Origin of the sequence: Bacillus cereus group sp. MYBK95-2 (genome assembly GCF_051915225.1) — a bacterium.
Lineage (GTDB): Bacteria > Bacillota > Bacilli > Bacillales > Bacillaceae_G > Bacillus_A > Bacillus_A cereus.
Genome location: NZ_JBQAEH010000024.1, coordinates 1 through 14,843 on the forward strand (window position 1 = coordinate 1; position 14,843 = coordinate 14,843).

Here is a 14,843-nt window from a genome sequence, read left to right on the forward strand (position 1 = left end):
GAACACGGAAGTTAAGCTCTCTAGCGCCGATGGTAGTTGGGACCTTGTCCCTGTGAGAGTAGGACGTCGCCAAGCAACTAAAAACACAAGTCATTTGACTTGTGTTTTTTTATTTCCCATGAAATAGATTTGGTTCCATTAATAAAAAATTTGAAATATAGTAAGGGATTTTTTGAGCAGAAATACTTAGAAATTGATAAATAAATGGATAATCTTCAGAACCATAACTTCCAAGTAAGTCATACCACCAATCTGTTTCATATCTAGAAATCATGCTTAAATTATAGAGCAATAAATAATGAATGAGGAGTTCAGGTAATATTGGCTTAGGATTTCTAGGGTCAGTCGTAAGTGGCAAATAATAAGTATTAGTAAGATGTTCATAGTATAAAGGAGTACTGTACATAGGATTCCATGATTGAATAGGCGCTGTAAAAAGTAAATTCGATTCATTAGTCTTCTCAGGTACGTGTTGTATTGATAAATGCTTACAAGTTGTTTCAATGTAACGAGAAAATCTCTCTTTAGTCATATGTAATCGATCTAGTAGGTTGACTGAAAAGGAGAGCTCATTTTTAATTGTTGAATCAATTTTATATAAAGTTGATCCTTTTTGACTATAACGAAATAAATTTTGTAATTCTGGAATATTTCCCATTAGTTCTAACATGTTAAATTTTTCTGCTTCTAAGTGTTTCATGTGAAACAGTTGTTCTGCAACATGAGTAAACAATCCGTTTTTTTGTACCTTCACCTCATCTTCTAAAAATTGATACCCTTGTTTTTTTCGTTTGCGAGTTGTAACGCCATGAGCTAAAACAGTAGTGGATTCAGGATAGTTAGGGTCAATAGTTAGTAGGCATGCTTTAAACAGTTGACTAATTCCATAAAATAACAACATTGGTTGAATGGAAAATGGAGCTGTCTTATATAATTCATAATAATTTTTCCCGTGTTCTAAGTAATAAATAAAGGGATAACAATTTTCAAAACTTTTTTTTTCTGCATCCTGAATAGAGGATTTTTCATAACAACGGGCAAGATAACGTTGTACGTTTTGAGATGAAAAAAAGAAACTTAACTGCTGCCAAGTACAAGATGTTTGATGCATATATTACGCTCCTTTTATTGTCTAAAAATTCTAACATATATATACGTCCTTGACAGTATTTTAACCAATTGATAAGCTACTAATAATAATTTCTGGTATCATAGGGGGAACAATTATGTGGGAATCTAAATTTGTTAAAGAAGGTTTGACTTTTGATGATGTATTACTTGTACCAGCTAGGTCAGATATATTACCAAGAGAAGTAAGTGTTAAAACAGTTTTATCTGAAAGCTTACAGCTAAACATCCCGTTAATTAGTGCAGGAATGGATACAGTAACAGAAGCTGACATGGCTATTGCAATGGCTCGCCAAGGTGGTTTAGGAATTATTCATAAGAATATGTCTATTGAGCAACAAGCAGAGCAAGTTGATAAAGTAAAGCGCTCTGAAAGCGGCGTTATTTCAGATCCTTTCTTCTTAACTCCAGAACATCAAGTATATGATGCAGAACATCTTATGGGAAAATATCGTATCTCAGGTGTACCGGTTGTAAATAATTTAGATGAGCGAAAATTAGTTGGTATTATTACAAACCGTGATATGCGCTTCATCCAAGACTACTCAATCAAAATTTCTGACGTAATGACAAAAGAACAATTAATTACAGCTCCAGTTGGTACTACACTGGAAGAAGCTGAAAAGATCCTACAAAAGTATAAAATTGAAAAACTCCCTCTTGTTGATAATAACGGTGTATTACAAGGGCTTATTACAATAAAAGATATTGAAAAAGTAATTGAATTCCCAAACTCTGCTAAGGATAAGCAAGGACGCTTATTAGTTGGAGCAGCAGTTGGTGTAACAGCGGATGCTATGCTTCGCATCGATGCATTAGTAAAAGCTAGTGTAGATGCAATTGTACTTGATACAGCACATGGACATTCTAAAGGTGTCATTGATAAGGTAAAAGAAGTTCGTGCTAAATACCCATCACTAAATATTATCGCTGGAAATGTTGCTACTGCTGAAGCAACGAAAGCATTAATTGAAGCTGGTGCAAACGTAGTTAAAGTTGGTATTGGACCAGGTTCTATTTGTACAACACGCGTTGTAGCCGGTGTTGGTGTACCACAATTAACTGCAGTTTATGATTGTGCAACAGAAGCTCGTAAACACGGTATTCCAGTTATTGCTGATGGTGGTATTAAGTACTCTGGTGATATGGTGAAAGCTTTAGCGGCAGGAGCACATGTTGTTATGCTAGGTAGCATGTTTGCAGGTGTTGCAGAAAGCCCTGGAGAAACTGAAATTTACCAAGGTCGTCAATTTAAAGTGTATCGTGGTATGGGTTCTGTCGGTGCGATGGAAAAAGGAAGTAAAGATCGTTACTTCCAAGAAGGTAATAAAAAGCTTGTCCCAGAAGGTATTGAAGGACGAGTGCCATATAAAGGACCTTTAGCAGATACAGTTCACCAATTAGTTGGTGGCTTACGTGCAGGTATGGGATATTGCGGAGCACAGGATTTAGAATTCTTACGCGAAAATGCACAATTCATTCGTATGTCAGGTGCTGGCTTACGTGAAAGTCATCCTCATCACGTACAAATTACAAAAGAGGCTCCAAACTACTCATTATAATGTCTTATATACAAATAGACAGAGATTTGATATCTCTGTCTATTTTTTTTTGATTATGTTAGAATAACGGTTATGTGAGTACATAGATATTGGGGGTAGCAAAAGTGAAAGGTATGTTTTGCAAAAGATTCATTGCTTTGGTAACAGTGCTTACACTAGCTTGTAGCATTTTTATGCCATATAGCAATGCATCAGCTGAAACAGGAGCCGCTTTAAACATTGAAGCAGGTGCGGCAATTTTAGTAGAAGCGAATTCTGGGAAAATTTTATATCAAAAGAATGCAGATGAATTATTATCCATTGCTAGTATGACAAAGATGATGAGTGAATATTTAGTTCACGAAGCAGTGGATAAAGGAAAACTTAAGTGGGACCAGAAAATTAAGGTTTCTGAATATGCATATAAGGTTTCACAAGATGCTTCATTATCAAATGTTGCATTAGAAAATGGTGGCTCTTATACAGTAAAAGAGTTATACGAAGCAATGGCAATCTTTTCTGCAAATGGTGCAACAATTGCATTAGCAGAAGCAATTGCAGGTAAAGAAGTAGACTTCGTAAAAATGATGAATGACAAATCGAAAGAACTAGGGTTAAAAAATTATAAATTTGTCAATTCTACAGGTTTAACGAATAAAGATTTAAAGGGAATGCATCCTGAAGGAACAACAGCGGATGAAGAAAATAAAATGTCTGCAAAGGATGTTGCAACTTTAGCACAACATTTAATTAAAGATTATCCAAAAGTGTTAGATACAGCAAAAATCCCTAAAAAAGAATTCCGTCCAGAAAAAGAGAAGTTTGGAATGTCGAACTGGAACTGGATGTTAAAGGGCTTAGTTAAAGAATATGATGGCGTAGATGGCCTAAAAACAGGCTCAACTCCAGAAGCAGGAGATTGCTTCACTGGTACGGTTGAAAGAAACGGAATGCGTTTTATTTCTGTAGTTATTAAAACAAGTTCTCATACAGCACGTTTTGATGAAACAAAGAAGCTATATGATTATGGATTTGCTAACTTTGAAGTGAAACAAATGTATAAAAAAGGTTCTTCAGTAAAAGGACAAGAAACAGTACGAGTAGAAAATGCGAAAGATAAAGATGTAGCAGTTCAAACGAAACAAGCTATTTCACTTCCAGTGCCAAAAGGAAGTAAAGATGTTTATAAAACAGAATTAAAAGAATCAAGTAAGGGACAAGAAGCACCTATTAAAAAGGGAGCTGCGCTTGGTCAAATGGTAATTACGCCAAAAGATACAAACGACCCTGGATTTTTAACTGGTAAGTCACTGCAAGTGGATCTTGTAACGACATCTGAAGTAGAAGAAGCAAACTGGTTTACTCGTGCTATGCGCGGAATTGGTTCATTCTTTAGTGGTATGTGGAATAGTGCTGTTGATACAGTAAAAGGTTGGTTTTAAAAGCTCCTCACGATAGGAGCTTTTTTTTATTCCTATTTTTCATACCGACTTTATGAAAAAGTAGTAGACAAGCATCTGATAGTTAGTGGTAGAATGTAAGAGTATTCTTAATTTTCGCCTTTAACGGGGGAAAGCAATTCACCTAGGGGGGTTTTTGTACATGACAAATGTAACAGGGACAGAACGTGTAAAACGTGGAATGGCAGAAATGCAAAAAGGCGGCGTTATTATGGACGTAGTTAACGCTGAACAAGCAAAAATTGCAGAAGAGGCAGGTGCAGTTGCCGTTATGGCATTAGAGCGTGTACCAGCAGATATTCGTGCAGCAGGTGGCGTTTCTCGTATGGCAGACCCAACAATTGTTGAAGAAGTTATGGGTGCGGTGTCAATTCCGGTTATGGCAAAATGCCGTATCGGTCACCTTGTAGAAGCACGTGTATTAGAATCATTAGGGGTAGACTATATCGATGAGAGTGAAGTATTAACTCCTGCTGATGAAGTATACCATTTAAATAAACGTGATTACACAGTTCCATTTGTATGTGGTTGCCGTGATATCGGAGAAGCTGCACGTCGTATTGCAGAAGGTGCATCTATGCTTCGTACAAAAGGTGAACCAGGAACAGGAAACATTGTAGAGGCAGTGCGTCATATGCGCCAAGTCAATGCAGAAATCCGTCAAGTTGCGAGTCTACGTGAAGATGAGTTAATGACATATGCAAAAAATACTGGCGCTCCTTACGAAGTATTACTTGAAATTAAACGTCTTGGTCGCTTACCAGTTGTAAACTTTGCGGCAGGTGGTGTAGCAACACCAGCAGATGCAGCATTAATGATGCAACTTGGTGCTGATGGGGTATTTGTTGGATCTGGTATCTTCAAATCAGAAAACCCAGAGAAATTTGCACGTGCAATCGTTGAAGCAACGACTCATTATGAAGATTACGAACTAATTGCAAGCCTTTCTAAAGGATTAGGTAATGCAATGAAGGGTGTCGAAATTTCAACGTTATTACCAGAACAACGCATGCAAGAGCGTGGATGGTAATTAAAGGAGAACTTTAAAATGGTGAAAATCGGTGTACTAGGTCTTCAAGGTGCAGTTCGTGAGCATGTAAAATCAGTTGAAGCAAGTGGTGCAGAAGCTGTTGTTGTAAAGCGTATAGAGCAACTTGAAGAGATTGATGGTCTTATTTTACCGGGCGGTGAAAGTACAACAATGCGCCGTCTTATTGATAAGTATGCTTTCATGGAACCACTTCGTACATTTGCAAAGTCTGGTAAACCAATGTTTGGTACATGTGCAGGGATGATTCTTCTTGCGAAAACACTTATTGGCTATGAAGAAGCACATATTGGTGCTATGGATATTACAGTTGAGCGCAATGCGTTCGGACGCCAAAAGGATAGTTTTGAGGCTGCGCTTTCAATTGAAGGCGTGGGTGAAGACTTCGTTGGTGTATTTATCCGTGCGCCGTATGTTGTAGAAGTAGCTGATAATGTTGAAGTGCTTTCTAAGCATGGTGACCGAATGGTAGCGGTAAGACAAGATCAGTTTTTAGCTGCTTCATTCCATCCGGAATTAACAGATGATCATCGTGTGACAGCATACTTTGTTGAAATGGTAAAAGAAGCGAAAATGAAAAAAGTTGTATAAGTAACTTGCAACTTGTATAAGATTATAGTAAATTGATGGTAACAATTTTATAAAATAAGCGTGTTGATAGGAAATAGTAACAAATGTCGTTTCTTATAGAGAGTCGATGGTTGGTGGAAATCGATAGAAACAGTTTGTGAATCCATCCTGGAATGGAATGTGGAATATCTTTTGGATTAGTAAGCATTCCCGGTGAAGAGCCGTTATTTCTACTTGAGAGGAAAGCGGTAATGCTTTCAACTAGGGTGGCAACGCGGGTTAACTCCCGTCCCTTTATATAGGGACGGGAGTTTTTTGTGTTTTATAAAATAAAAGGAGGAGTATATAATGCTTGATATTAAATTTTTACGTACAAACTTTGAAGAAGTAAAAGCGAAATTACAGCATAGAGGCGAAGATTTAACTGATTTCGGACGTTTTGAAGAACTTGATACGAGAAGAAGAGAACTACTTGTTCAGACAGAAGAATTAAAAAGTAAACGTAACGAAGTATCTCAACAAATTTCTGTATTAAAGCGCGAAAAGAAAGATGCAGAAGCTCTAATTTTAGAAATGCGTGAAGTTGGAGAAAAAGTAAAGGATCTTGATAACGAACTTCGTACAGTTGAAGAAGACTTAGAAAGATTAATGTTATCTATTCCAAATATCCCTCATGAATCTGCTCCAGTTGGTGAAACAGAGGATGATAATGTAGTAGCACGTACTTGGGGAGAAGTGAAAGAATTTACTTATGAGCCAAAACCACATTGGGATCTTGCTACTGATTTAGGAATTTTAGATTTTGAACGCGCTGGGAAAGTAACAGGAAGCCGCTTCGTATTTTACAAAGGTGCTGGTGCAAGATTAGAGCGTGCTTTAATTAGCTTTATGCTTGATCTTCATACTGATGAGCATGGATATGAAGAAGTATTACCTCCATATATGGTAAACCGTGCAAGTATGACAGGAACAGGACAACTTCCAAAGTTTGAAGAAGATGCATTCCGTATTGAAAGTGAAGATTACTTCTTAATTCCAACAGCTGAAGTACCTGTAACGAATATGCATCGTGATGAGATTTTAAATAAAGAGCAATTGCCTATAAGATATGCTGCATTTAGCTCTTGCTTCCGTTCTGAAGCAGGTTCAGCTGGGCGTGATACACGTGGTTTAATTCGCCAGCATCAGTTCAATAAAGTAGAGCTTGTGAAGTTCGTAAAACCAGAAGATTCTTATGAAGAGTTAGAAAAGTTAACAAATGATGCAGAACGCGTGTTACAATTATTAGAGTTGCCATATCGCGTTATGAGCATGTGCACAGGCGATTTAGGATTTACAGCAGCGAAGAAATACGATATTGAAGTATGGATTCCAAGCTATGGCACATATCGTGAAATTTCTTCTTGTAGTAATTTTGAAGCTTTCCAAGCGAGACGTGCAAATATCCGTTTCCGCCGTGAACCAAATGGAAAACCAGAACATGTTCATACATTAAATGGATCTGGTCTTGCAATTGGACGTACGGTTGCAGCTATTTTAGAGAACTACCAACAAGAAGATGGTACAATTATAATTCCAGAAGTTCTTCGCCCTTATATGGGAGGAAAAACAGTTATTAAGTAAATTTAAACATTCATCGGTATGAGTGATTGGTAATTATGAGCGTTGTCAGTACTGTAATGTAGGAAGGGGAAAGTGAAATTTTCCTTTCCTCATAATTTATTTTAGTAGGGTTGACTAACTGTTTTTCTTTTGATATTATATTTGATGTCAATATGGAGGTATACCCAAGTCTGGCTGAAGGGATCGGTCTTGAAAACCGACAGGCGGCGAGAGTCGCGCGGGGGTTCGAATCCCTCTACCTCCTCCAGATATAATTGACAACAGCGCATATAAGTGGAGATTGGAGAACTCGTTACCAACACGTAACGAGTTTTTATTTTAAAACCAATCATAAAGTATGGTGTAAGGTAATTTTGTCCTTATTACACACTCATATTCCGATGATTATCTTCATAGATATGAAAGGAGTCAACATGGATCTTATTATACAAACGTTTCCTTTAGATGGAAAAACTTTATATTATGTACAATGTCCTGTCTGTAAGAACAATAGAATTTTAAACAGTGGTGCAAACGTATCACGCATTATTAGTGATGATACATTCCGTAAACTTTGTGGTTGTACTTGTGATGTAAAACCAGCTACGAGTAAAGTAGAGGCGCCAAAACAAGTTAAAAAAGCAGCTGTAAAGAAAGAAGCAGCTCCAAAACGTACAGGTAAAGTATTAACGGCAGTAATTAACGGGAAAGAAATGACTGTTAAAGAGATTGCTGAAGCATACGATATTAGTACAAGTACTGTTCGTCAGCGCATTAACGCAGGAAAACCTGAGAGTGAAATTATTGCTCCAACAAAGAAGAAGTAATTTAATAGGAAAACCCGTGCATATGCACGGGTTTTTTATTTTACAAGTTTACGTGTTTGTTTTAAAAAATGGCCAATTTTTTTTATGATTGGTTCGATTGAATCACCATCTTTTAAAATATCGTACTCATTAATATTTAAGCGTAATACAGGGCATGAATTAAAGTTGTTAATCCAGTTTTCATAACGTCCATGCATTTCTTTCCAGTACTCAATTGGTGTTTGCTGTTCCATTGGGCGCCCGCGTTCTTGAATACGATCGACAATATCATCGAAAGAACCTTCTAAGTAAATTAATAAGTCTGGATGAGGGAAGTAAGGAGTCATGACCATAGCGTCAAATAAACCTTTGTATGTTTCATAATCAGTTTCCGTCATTGTTCCTTTTTCATGATGCATCTTTGCGAAAATTCCAGTGTCTTCGTAAATGGAACGATCTTGAACAAAACCGCCACCATATTCAAAAATTCTTTTTTGTTCTTTAAATCGTTCTGCTAAAAAGTACACTTGTAGGTGGAAGCTCCAGCGAGTGAAGTCCGCATAGAACTTGTCCAAATATGGATTGGAATCTACTTTTTCAAATGATGTGCGATAACCTAAAGCATTAGCTAATGCAGTTGTCATAGTTGATTTACCCACACCTACTGTTCCGGCGATAGTGATTACTGCGTCATTGGGTATATCATATTTTTGCCTTAAATTCATTATTATTTCGACTCCTTTAAGAGAGTATTTTGAAGGGCAGATAGGATAACGTTTAAATCATCAGGATTTTTTACAAAATCCATATCGTCGCCATTAAATTTCAATACTGGTATTTCCGGATGATCTTTTTTAAAAGCATCCATTGCTGTTTCATAATCTTTTGTGAGCTGTAGTAAGTAATTTGGATCCATGTTTTTTTCAAATTCTCTTCCGCGCATGGCGATTCGTTTTTGCAATGTCTCTAGGCTAGCTGTTAAATAAACAATGACATTTGGCACAGGCATATCTTGTGTAAGGATACGATAAATTTGCATGTATTTGTCATATTGAGAGTCTTTTAATGTGCGGGATGCAAAAATTAAATTTTTAAAGATATGGTAATCCGCTACTACTGGTTTCCTTTGATTCAAGTACTTTATGTTAATGTCTTCTAATTGTTTGTATCTATTACAAAGAAAGAACATCTCTGTTTGAAAACTCCATTCGTCGATGTCTTCATAGAACTTTCCTAAAAAGGGATTTTCATCAACAATCTCTTTTAGTAAGTGGAGTTGCATGTGAGTTGAAATTTCCTTCGCAAGTGAAGTTTTTCCAACACCAATTGGTCCTTCAACCGTGATAAATGGTACTCCGGTCACGCTGTTTCCTCCTTTCAATCAGTGATTTACCGTGACTACTAAAAACACAAAACAGAATTATTGTAGCACAAGAGGGAAGCGAGCGGGTTAATTTGATATAAAAAGTTAGAAAATAGATATATGTATTAATTAAATTTTATTTTGGTTGATGATGTTATATTTGCTTTCAATGTAGTTTCCATTATTTTTAAAGCATGTATATTATCTTGGTCGTTGTTAGAGGCGATACAATCCTGTGGTACATACAATTTATAATTTCTCATATGAGCATCATTAGCTGTAAATAGGATACATATATTTCCGGCAACCCCTGTTAATATTAGATTTTCTATTTTTAAATAACCTAGTAATGAATTTAAAGGTGTTTCATAAAAAGCGGAATAATGTGGTTTAATAAAAATGTACTCATCAAAACTTGGAGCAATCTTATGGATTATATTTTCGCTATATTCATTTGTGCAATGAGTAATAAGTTGGTCGATATCAGATCTCCAAAGTTGATAATGGTCATTAACGTAAATTATAGGATAGCCGAAGGATTTCATTTTTTTCTTTAATTGTAAAATAGGGTTTGTTATAGTTTCGCATTTTTTAGCTAGAATGGGTCCGTGGGAAAATTGAAAGTCATTAATCATATCGATAATGAGCAAGGCGGTATTTTTCATATGTAATCCCCTCTCTTTTTTCTTTTAGGGTGGATTGAATTTGTAAAAGTTATCCCCTGTGTAGTAAATGGAAATAAGTGTACTTTATTTGTAATGAAAGGACTATGTTATGGAACAAGATCAAGATATTTATTTTATGCAATTAGCGATAGAAGAAGCTAAAAAGGCAGAGGAAATACAGGAAGTACCAATTGGAGCAGTTATAGTGTTAGATGGTGAGGTAATTAGTGTTGCCCATAATTTAAGGGAAACTGAGCAAAGATCAATAGCTCATGCTGAGTTGCTAGCGATAGATGATGCATGTAAAAAATTAGGGACATGGCGTTTAGAAGATGCAACATTGTATGTAACATTAGAACCTTGTCCAATGTGTGCGGGTGGAATTGTTTTATCACGAGTGAAGCGAGTTGTATATGGTGCAAGTGATCCGAAGGGCGGATGTGCAGGGACATTGATGAATCTTTTAACGGATGAACGCTTCAATCATCAATGTGAAGTAGTATCTGGTGTACTAGAGGAAGAATGCGGTGCGTTGTTAACAAACTTTTTTAGAGAGCTTCGTAAAAAAAGAAAAGCAATAAAAAAATTAGAGAAGAATACTGGGAACTAACGTATTTGCATTTTCTAAAGAAACAAGTTATACTGATAATGCCTTTAATGAAGGCAACCGAATATTGGTTTTAACTTTGCCGTGCTAAGCGGGGAGGTAGCGGTGCCCTATACTCGCAATCCGCTCTAGCGAGGCCGAATCCCCTCTCGAGGTTATGTTGCTGTAAGGTCTGCCTTAAGTAAGTGGTGTTGACGTTTGGGTCCTGCGCAACGGGACCCCGTGAACCTTGTCAGGTCCGGAAGGAAGCAGCAATAAGCGGGTCTTCTCGTGTGCCGCAGGAGTGCCTGAACCGAGCTAACTGCTTGAGTAACGCTTATGGTACGTAATCGACGGAGGGTGCACGGCAGTTATATATGTATACAAAACTCACCTTAATACAAAGGTGAGTTTTTTGTATAGAAAATAACTTTTGGAATCTATAAACAGAATGGGTTATAATAAATGAGATAATAACCTTTGAGGGAGGCCGTATTTTCGTGTCATACCAAGCGTTATACCGAACATGGAGACCGCAAAAGTTCGAAGATGTAGTCGGTCAAAAGCACGTGACAAAAACGTTGCAAAATGCCCTTCTTCAAGAGAAAGTTTCACATGCTTATTTATTTTCTGGCCCGAGGGGAACAGGAAAAACGACAATTGCAAAAGTATTTGCAAAAGCAATTAACTGTGAACATGCTCCGGTAGCTGAACCTTGTAATGAATGTCCTTCTTGTTTAGGAATCACACAAGGATCCATTTCAGATGTATTAGAAATTGATGCGGCTTCAAATAACGGTGTAGATGAAATTCGAGATATTAGAGATAAAGTAAAATACGCTCCAAGTGCTGTAGAATATAAAGTATACATTATTGATGAAGTTCACATGCTTTCTATGGGTGCATTCAATGCGCTTTTAAAAACCTTAGAAGAGCCGCCAGGACATGTTATCTTTATTTTGGCGACAACAGAACCTCATAAGATCCCACCTACAATCATTTCACGTTGTCAGCGCTTTGAATTCCGAAAAATATCAGTGAATGATATTGTTGAGAGATTATCAACGGTCGTGACAAATGAAGGTACGCAAGTGGAAGGTGAAGCATTACAAATTGTTGCGCGTGCTGCCGAAGGTGGTATGCGTGATGCGCTTAGTCTTATTGATCAGGCTATATCTTATAGTGATGAGATTGTTACGACAGAAGATGTATTGGCCGTAACAGGATCTGTTTCTCAGCAATACTTAGGCAATTTAGTAGAGTGCATACGTGAAAATGATGTATCAAGAGCATTGCAAATCATAGATGAAATGATGAGTAAAGGGAAGGATCCAGTTCGTTTTATGGAGGATTTCATTTACTATTATCGTGATATGCTTTTATATCAAACTTCACCACAACTAGAACATATGTTGGAACGAGTAATTGTAGATGATCAATTCCGTAAGTTGAGTGAAGAAATGCAACCGGAAGTGATCTATGAGATTATTCATACCCTTAGTAAGGGACAACAGGAAATGAAGTGGACAAATCATCCGCGTATTTTCTTAGAAGTTGTTATGGTGCAATTGTGTCAACAGTTTATGATGCAAGCAAATGGTACAGATCGTTTGCAAGCAATTATGAACAGGATGCAGCAACTGGAGAAAGAGTTAGAGCAAGTCAAAAAGAACGGTGTGCCAGCAGGTGTACAACAGGAAGTAAGAGAGACACGTGCAACACCAAAACCGGTACGAACAGGAAGTATGAAAATTCCTGTCGGACGTGTAAATGAAGTATTAAAACAAGCGAAGCGTCAAGATTTAGAACAATTAAAAGCTGTATGGGGTGAGTTGTTAGGAAGACTCAAATCATATAACAAAGTAGCGTTTGCCGTTTTACTTGAAAATAGTGAACCAGTGGCAGCTTCAGATGACACTTACGTTTTAGCATTTCAATATGAGATTCACTGTAAGATGGCGAGCGAAAATCGAGAAGCTATGGATACAGTAGAACAAGCTTTATTTGAATTGCTAAGTAAAAGGTTAAATATGATTGCCATTCCAAAAAGTGAATGGGGTAAAATCCGTGAAGACTTTTTACAACGTGAAGGTGGAGAGTCTGAAGAAAGCCCGGAGAAAAAGGAAGACCCTCTTATAGAAGAGGCAGTGAAGTTAGTAGGGCAAGAACTCATTGAAATAAAAGAGTAATAATAATTAGGAGGAATTAATTATGATGCGTGGCGGAATGGGAAATATGAATAACATGATGAAACAAATGCAAAAGATGCAAAAGGACATGGCGAAAGCACAAGAAGAGCTTGGTGAAAAAACAGTTGAAGGTACAGCTGGCGGCGGAATGATTACAGTTATTGCAAATGGTCACAAGCAAATTCTTGAAGTGAAGATTAAAGAGGAAGTTGTAGATCCAGAAGATATCGAAATGTTACAAGACTTAGTATTAGCTGCAACAAATGATGCACTTAAAAAGGCTGATGAGCTTTCAAACTCTACAATGGGTAAATTTACAAAAGGCTTAAACTTACCAGGTGGAATGTTCTAGGAGGATATTGATACATGCATTATCCAGAACCAATATCAAAACTAATCGATAGTTTTATGAAGTTGCCAGGTATCGGACCGAAAACAGCGGTTCGATTGGCATTTTTCGTATTAGATATGAAAGAAGATGATGTGTTAGGTTTCGCGAAAGCACTTGTAAATGCGAAGCGAGATTTAGCGTACTGTTCTGTATGCGGACATATTACTGATCGTGATCCTTGTTATATTTGTAATGATTCACATCGAGATCAATCAGTTGTTTGTGTCGTGCAAGAACCGAAAGATGTAATCGCGATGGAAAAAATGAAAGAGTATCAAGGTGTATATCATGTGTTACGTGGTGCGATTTCTCCTATGGAGGGAATTGGACCGGAAGACATTAATATCCCGCAACTCTTAAAGCGACTACATGATGAAACGGTACAAGAAGTGATATTAGCAACAAACCCTAATATTGAAGGGGAAGCTACAGCGATGTATATCTCCCGCCTCTTAAAACCTACAGGCATTAAAGTAACTCGTATTGCACATGGTCTGCCAGTTGGTGGAGATTTAGAATATGCAGATGAAGTGACATTATCCAAAGCGTTAGAAGGGCGCAGAGAAGTATAAGAGGAGAAACAAAAATGTTCTTTCAAAAAAAGGGTAAATTGCGTAAAGAGTATGACGATAAGTTAATTGTACTTTTGGAAAAAGTGAAGAATGAGTGGTTACGTCAGAAGAGAATGGTCGAACAAAGTGTAGAACCGTCTCAAGATGTCATTTGTTCTTTGAAAATAGCAGAGGCGAAATATTTCTTTTTGTTGAAAGAAGCAAAGCGTCGTCCTGTAAAAATGGAACAATGGTAAAAGGTTCTGCTTTCTAAGCAGGCCTTTTTATTTTGTTTTTTAAGTGCTGAGGTATTGTTTTATTTAGTGTATATGAAAGAGATGCTGCATATGATAACTGTTCTTTTTTATTGTCTTGTCCCATACAAATAGATGTATAGGTCATTCATAAGGAGGAAAAAATGAATTCTACAATTATTATTGTTGGTATTCTTACTTTAGTATTTATTTTTCTTGTTTTTGGTGTTGCCTCTAAGCCATTACGTTTTATAGGTAAGGTGATTTTTCATGTTACTTTAGGAATAGCATTGCTTTTTATCGTAAATGTTGTAGGGACATATTTTGATTTTCATATCCCAATTAACATGGGTACAGCAGCAATAACGAGTTTATTAGGTCTACCGGGTGTGGCAGCATTAGTGATTATTAAGCTTTATATCATGCCAAGATAAAATTATTTTGGCATTTTTTTAAAAAGTGTTGACTATTAAATGATTAATATGGTAAATTAATAAGCGTCGTCAGGAACGAAAGAAAAAAGTTGTTGACAGATTTAACGCAAAATGTTAAATTATAAAAGTCGCTGAAACGCGATATTGAACTTTGAAAACTAAACGAAACAAACAACGTGAAACGTCAATTTTTATTTTAGATGCTAGACAAACTAACTTTATTGGAGAGTTTGATCCTGGCTCAGGATGAACGCT

Annotated in this window: 16 protein-coding genes, 1 tRNA gene, 1 other RNA gene and 1 other annotated feature; of the genes, 14 read left to right on the forward strand and 4 right to left on the reverse strand. The window is 36.8% G+C overall.

What is annotated here, in order from left to right:
• Positions 1 to 109: 109 nt before the first annotated feature.
• Complete coding sequence (locus ACTFN4_RS30080) at positions 110 to 1,111, reverse strand: YaaC family protein (RefSeq protein ID WP_439963324.1); 1,002 nt, start codon at positions 1,109 to 1,111, stop codon at positions 110 to 112.
• Positions 1,112 to 1,226: 115 nt separating this feature from the next.
• Here ACTFN4_RS30080 and guaB point away from each other — a divergent pair, with 115 nt between their 5' ends.
• The 7 genes from guaB to ACTFN4_RS30115 all read left to right on the forward strand — a co-directional run bounded on the left by guaB (position 1,227) and on the right by ACTFN4_RS30115 (position 8,176).
• Positions 1,227 to 2,690 carry an IMP dehydrogenase gene (gene guaB / locus ACTFN4_RS30085; protein WP_000264088.1) on the forward strand — a complete coding sequence of 488 codons (1,464 nt, stop codon included), beginning with the start codon at positions 1,227 to 1,229 and terminating at the stop codon, positions 2,688 to 2,690.
• 113 nt (positions 2,691 to 2,803) lie between these two features.
• A complete protein-coding gene (dacA, locus tag ACTFN4_RS30090; protein ID WP_124749816.1) occupies positions 2,804 to 4,111 on the forward strand; it encodes a D-alanyl-D-alanine carboxypeptidase DacA in 1,308 nt (435 codons plus the stop codon).
• Positions 4,112 to 4,271: 160 nt separating this feature from the next.
• Positions 4,272 to 5,159: a pyridoxal 5'-phosphate synthase lyase subunit PdxS gene (gene pdxS, locus ACTFN4_RS30095; protein ID WP_000186165.1), complete on the forward strand. Its 888-nt coding sequence runs from the start codon at positions 4,272 to 4,274 to the stop codon at positions 5,157 to 5,159.
• A gap of 18 nt (positions 5,160 to 5,177) precedes the next feature.
• Positions 5,178 to 5,768 carry a pyridoxal 5'-phosphate synthase glutaminase subunit PdxT gene (gene pdxT, locus ACTFN4_RS30100; protein ID WP_000238785.1) on the forward strand — a complete coding sequence of 197 codons (591 nt, stop codon included), beginning with the start codon at positions 5,178 to 5,180 and terminating at the stop codon, positions 5,766 to 5,768.
• A 54-nt stretch (positions 5,769 to 5,822) separates the two neighbouring features.
• Positions 5,823 to 6,044 (forward strand) — a binding site (T-box leader).
• Positions 6,045 to 6,095: 51 nt separating this feature from the next.
• Positions 6,096 to 7,370: a serine--tRNA ligase gene (serS, locus tag ACTFN4_RS30105; RefSeq protein WP_000884187.1), complete on the forward strand. Its 1,275-nt coding sequence runs from the start codon at positions 6,096 to 6,098 to the stop codon at positions 7,368 to 7,370.
• 154 nt (positions 7,371 to 7,524) lie between these two features.
• Positions 7,525 to 7,617, forward strand: a tRNA-Ser gene (locus ACTFN4_RS30110).
• Positions 7,618 to 7,783: 166 nt separating this feature from the next.
• Positions 7,784 to 8,176, forward strand: a complete 393-nt coding sequence (locus ACTFN4_RS30115) for a DUF3797 domain-containing protein (RefSeq protein WP_000364193.1) — start codon at positions 7,784 to 7,786, stop codon at positions 8,174 to 8,176.
• Positions 8,177 to 8,211: 35 nt separating this feature from the next.
• Here the strand turns inward: ACTFN4_RS30115 and ACTFN4_RS30120 are convergent, their stop codons facing one another.
• The 3 genes from ACTFN4_RS30120 to ACTFN4_RS30130 all read right to left on the reverse strand — a co-directional run bounded on the left by ACTFN4_RS30120 (position 8,212) and on the right by ACTFN4_RS30130 (position 10,183).
• Entirely contained in the window at positions 8,212 to 8,880 is a 669-nt protein-coding gene (locus ACTFN4_RS30120; protein ID WP_001053585.1) for a deoxynucleoside kinase, read from the reverse strand.
• A gap of 2 nt (positions 8,881 to 8,882) precedes the next feature.
• Complete coding sequence (locus ACTFN4_RS30125) at positions 8,883 to 9,518, reverse strand: deoxynucleoside kinase (protein WP_000148218.1); 636 nt, start codon at positions 9,516 to 9,518, stop codon at positions 8,883 to 8,885.
• Positions 9,519 to 9,643: 125 nt separating this feature from the next.
• Complete coding sequence (locus ACTFN4_RS30130; protein WP_000798724.1) at positions 9,644 to 10,183, reverse strand: isochorismatase family cysteine hydrolase; 540 nt, start codon at positions 10,181 to 10,183, stop codon at positions 9,644 to 9,646.
• Positions 10,184 to 10,292: 109 nt separating this feature from the next.
• Here ACTFN4_RS30130 and tadA point away from each other — a divergent pair, with 109 nt between their 5' ends.
• The 7 genes from tadA (at position 10,293) to ACTFN4_RS30165 (ending at position 14,588) form a co-directional block, all read left to right on the forward strand.
• Positions 10,293 to 10,793, forward strand: a complete 501-nt coding sequence (gene tadA / locus ACTFN4_RS30135; protein ID WP_000434327.1) for a tRNA adenosine(34) deaminase TadA — start codon at positions 10,293 to 10,295, stop codon at positions 10,791 to 10,793.
• 79 nt (positions 10,794 to 10,872) lie between these two features.
• An RNA gene (ffs, locus tag ACTFN4_RS30140) (signal recognition particle sRNA large type) lies at positions 10,873 to 11,137 on the forward strand.
• A gap of 132 nt (positions 11,138 to 11,269) precedes the next feature.
• Complete coding sequence (gene dnaX / locus ACTFN4_RS30145) at positions 11,270 to 12,958, forward strand: DNA polymerase III subunit gamma/tau (RefSeq protein WP_000121587.1); 1,689 nt, start codon at positions 11,270 to 11,272, stop codon at positions 12,956 to 12,958.
• 25 nt (positions 12,959 to 12,983) lie between these two features.
• Positions 12,984 to 13,310, forward strand: coding sequence for a YbaB/EbfC family nucleoid-associated protein (locus ACTFN4_RS30150; protein ID WP_014894853.1), 327 nt, complete (start codon positions 12,984 to 12,986; stop codon positions 13,308 to 13,310).
• Positions 13,311 to 13,324: 14 nt separating this feature from the next.
• Positions 13,325 to 13,921: a recombination protein RecR gene (gene recR / locus ACTFN4_RS30155; RefSeq protein ID WP_000559169.1), complete on the forward strand. Its 597-nt coding sequence runs from the start codon at positions 13,325 to 13,327 to the stop codon at positions 13,919 to 13,921.
• 14 nt (positions 13,922 to 13,935) lie between these two features.
• Positions 13,936 to 14,157, forward strand: coding sequence for a YaaL family protein (locus ACTFN4_RS30160; RefSeq protein ID WP_000466019.1), 222 nt, complete (start codon positions 13,936 to 13,938; stop codon positions 14,155 to 14,157).
• Between the two features lie 161 nt (positions 14,158 to 14,318).
• Entirely contained in the window at positions 14,319 to 14,588 is a 270-nt protein-coding gene (locus tag ACTFN4_RS30165) for a pro-sigmaK processing inhibitor BofA family protein (RefSeq protein WP_001089273.1), read from the forward strand.
• Positions 14,589 to 14,843: the final 255 nt, after the last annotated feature.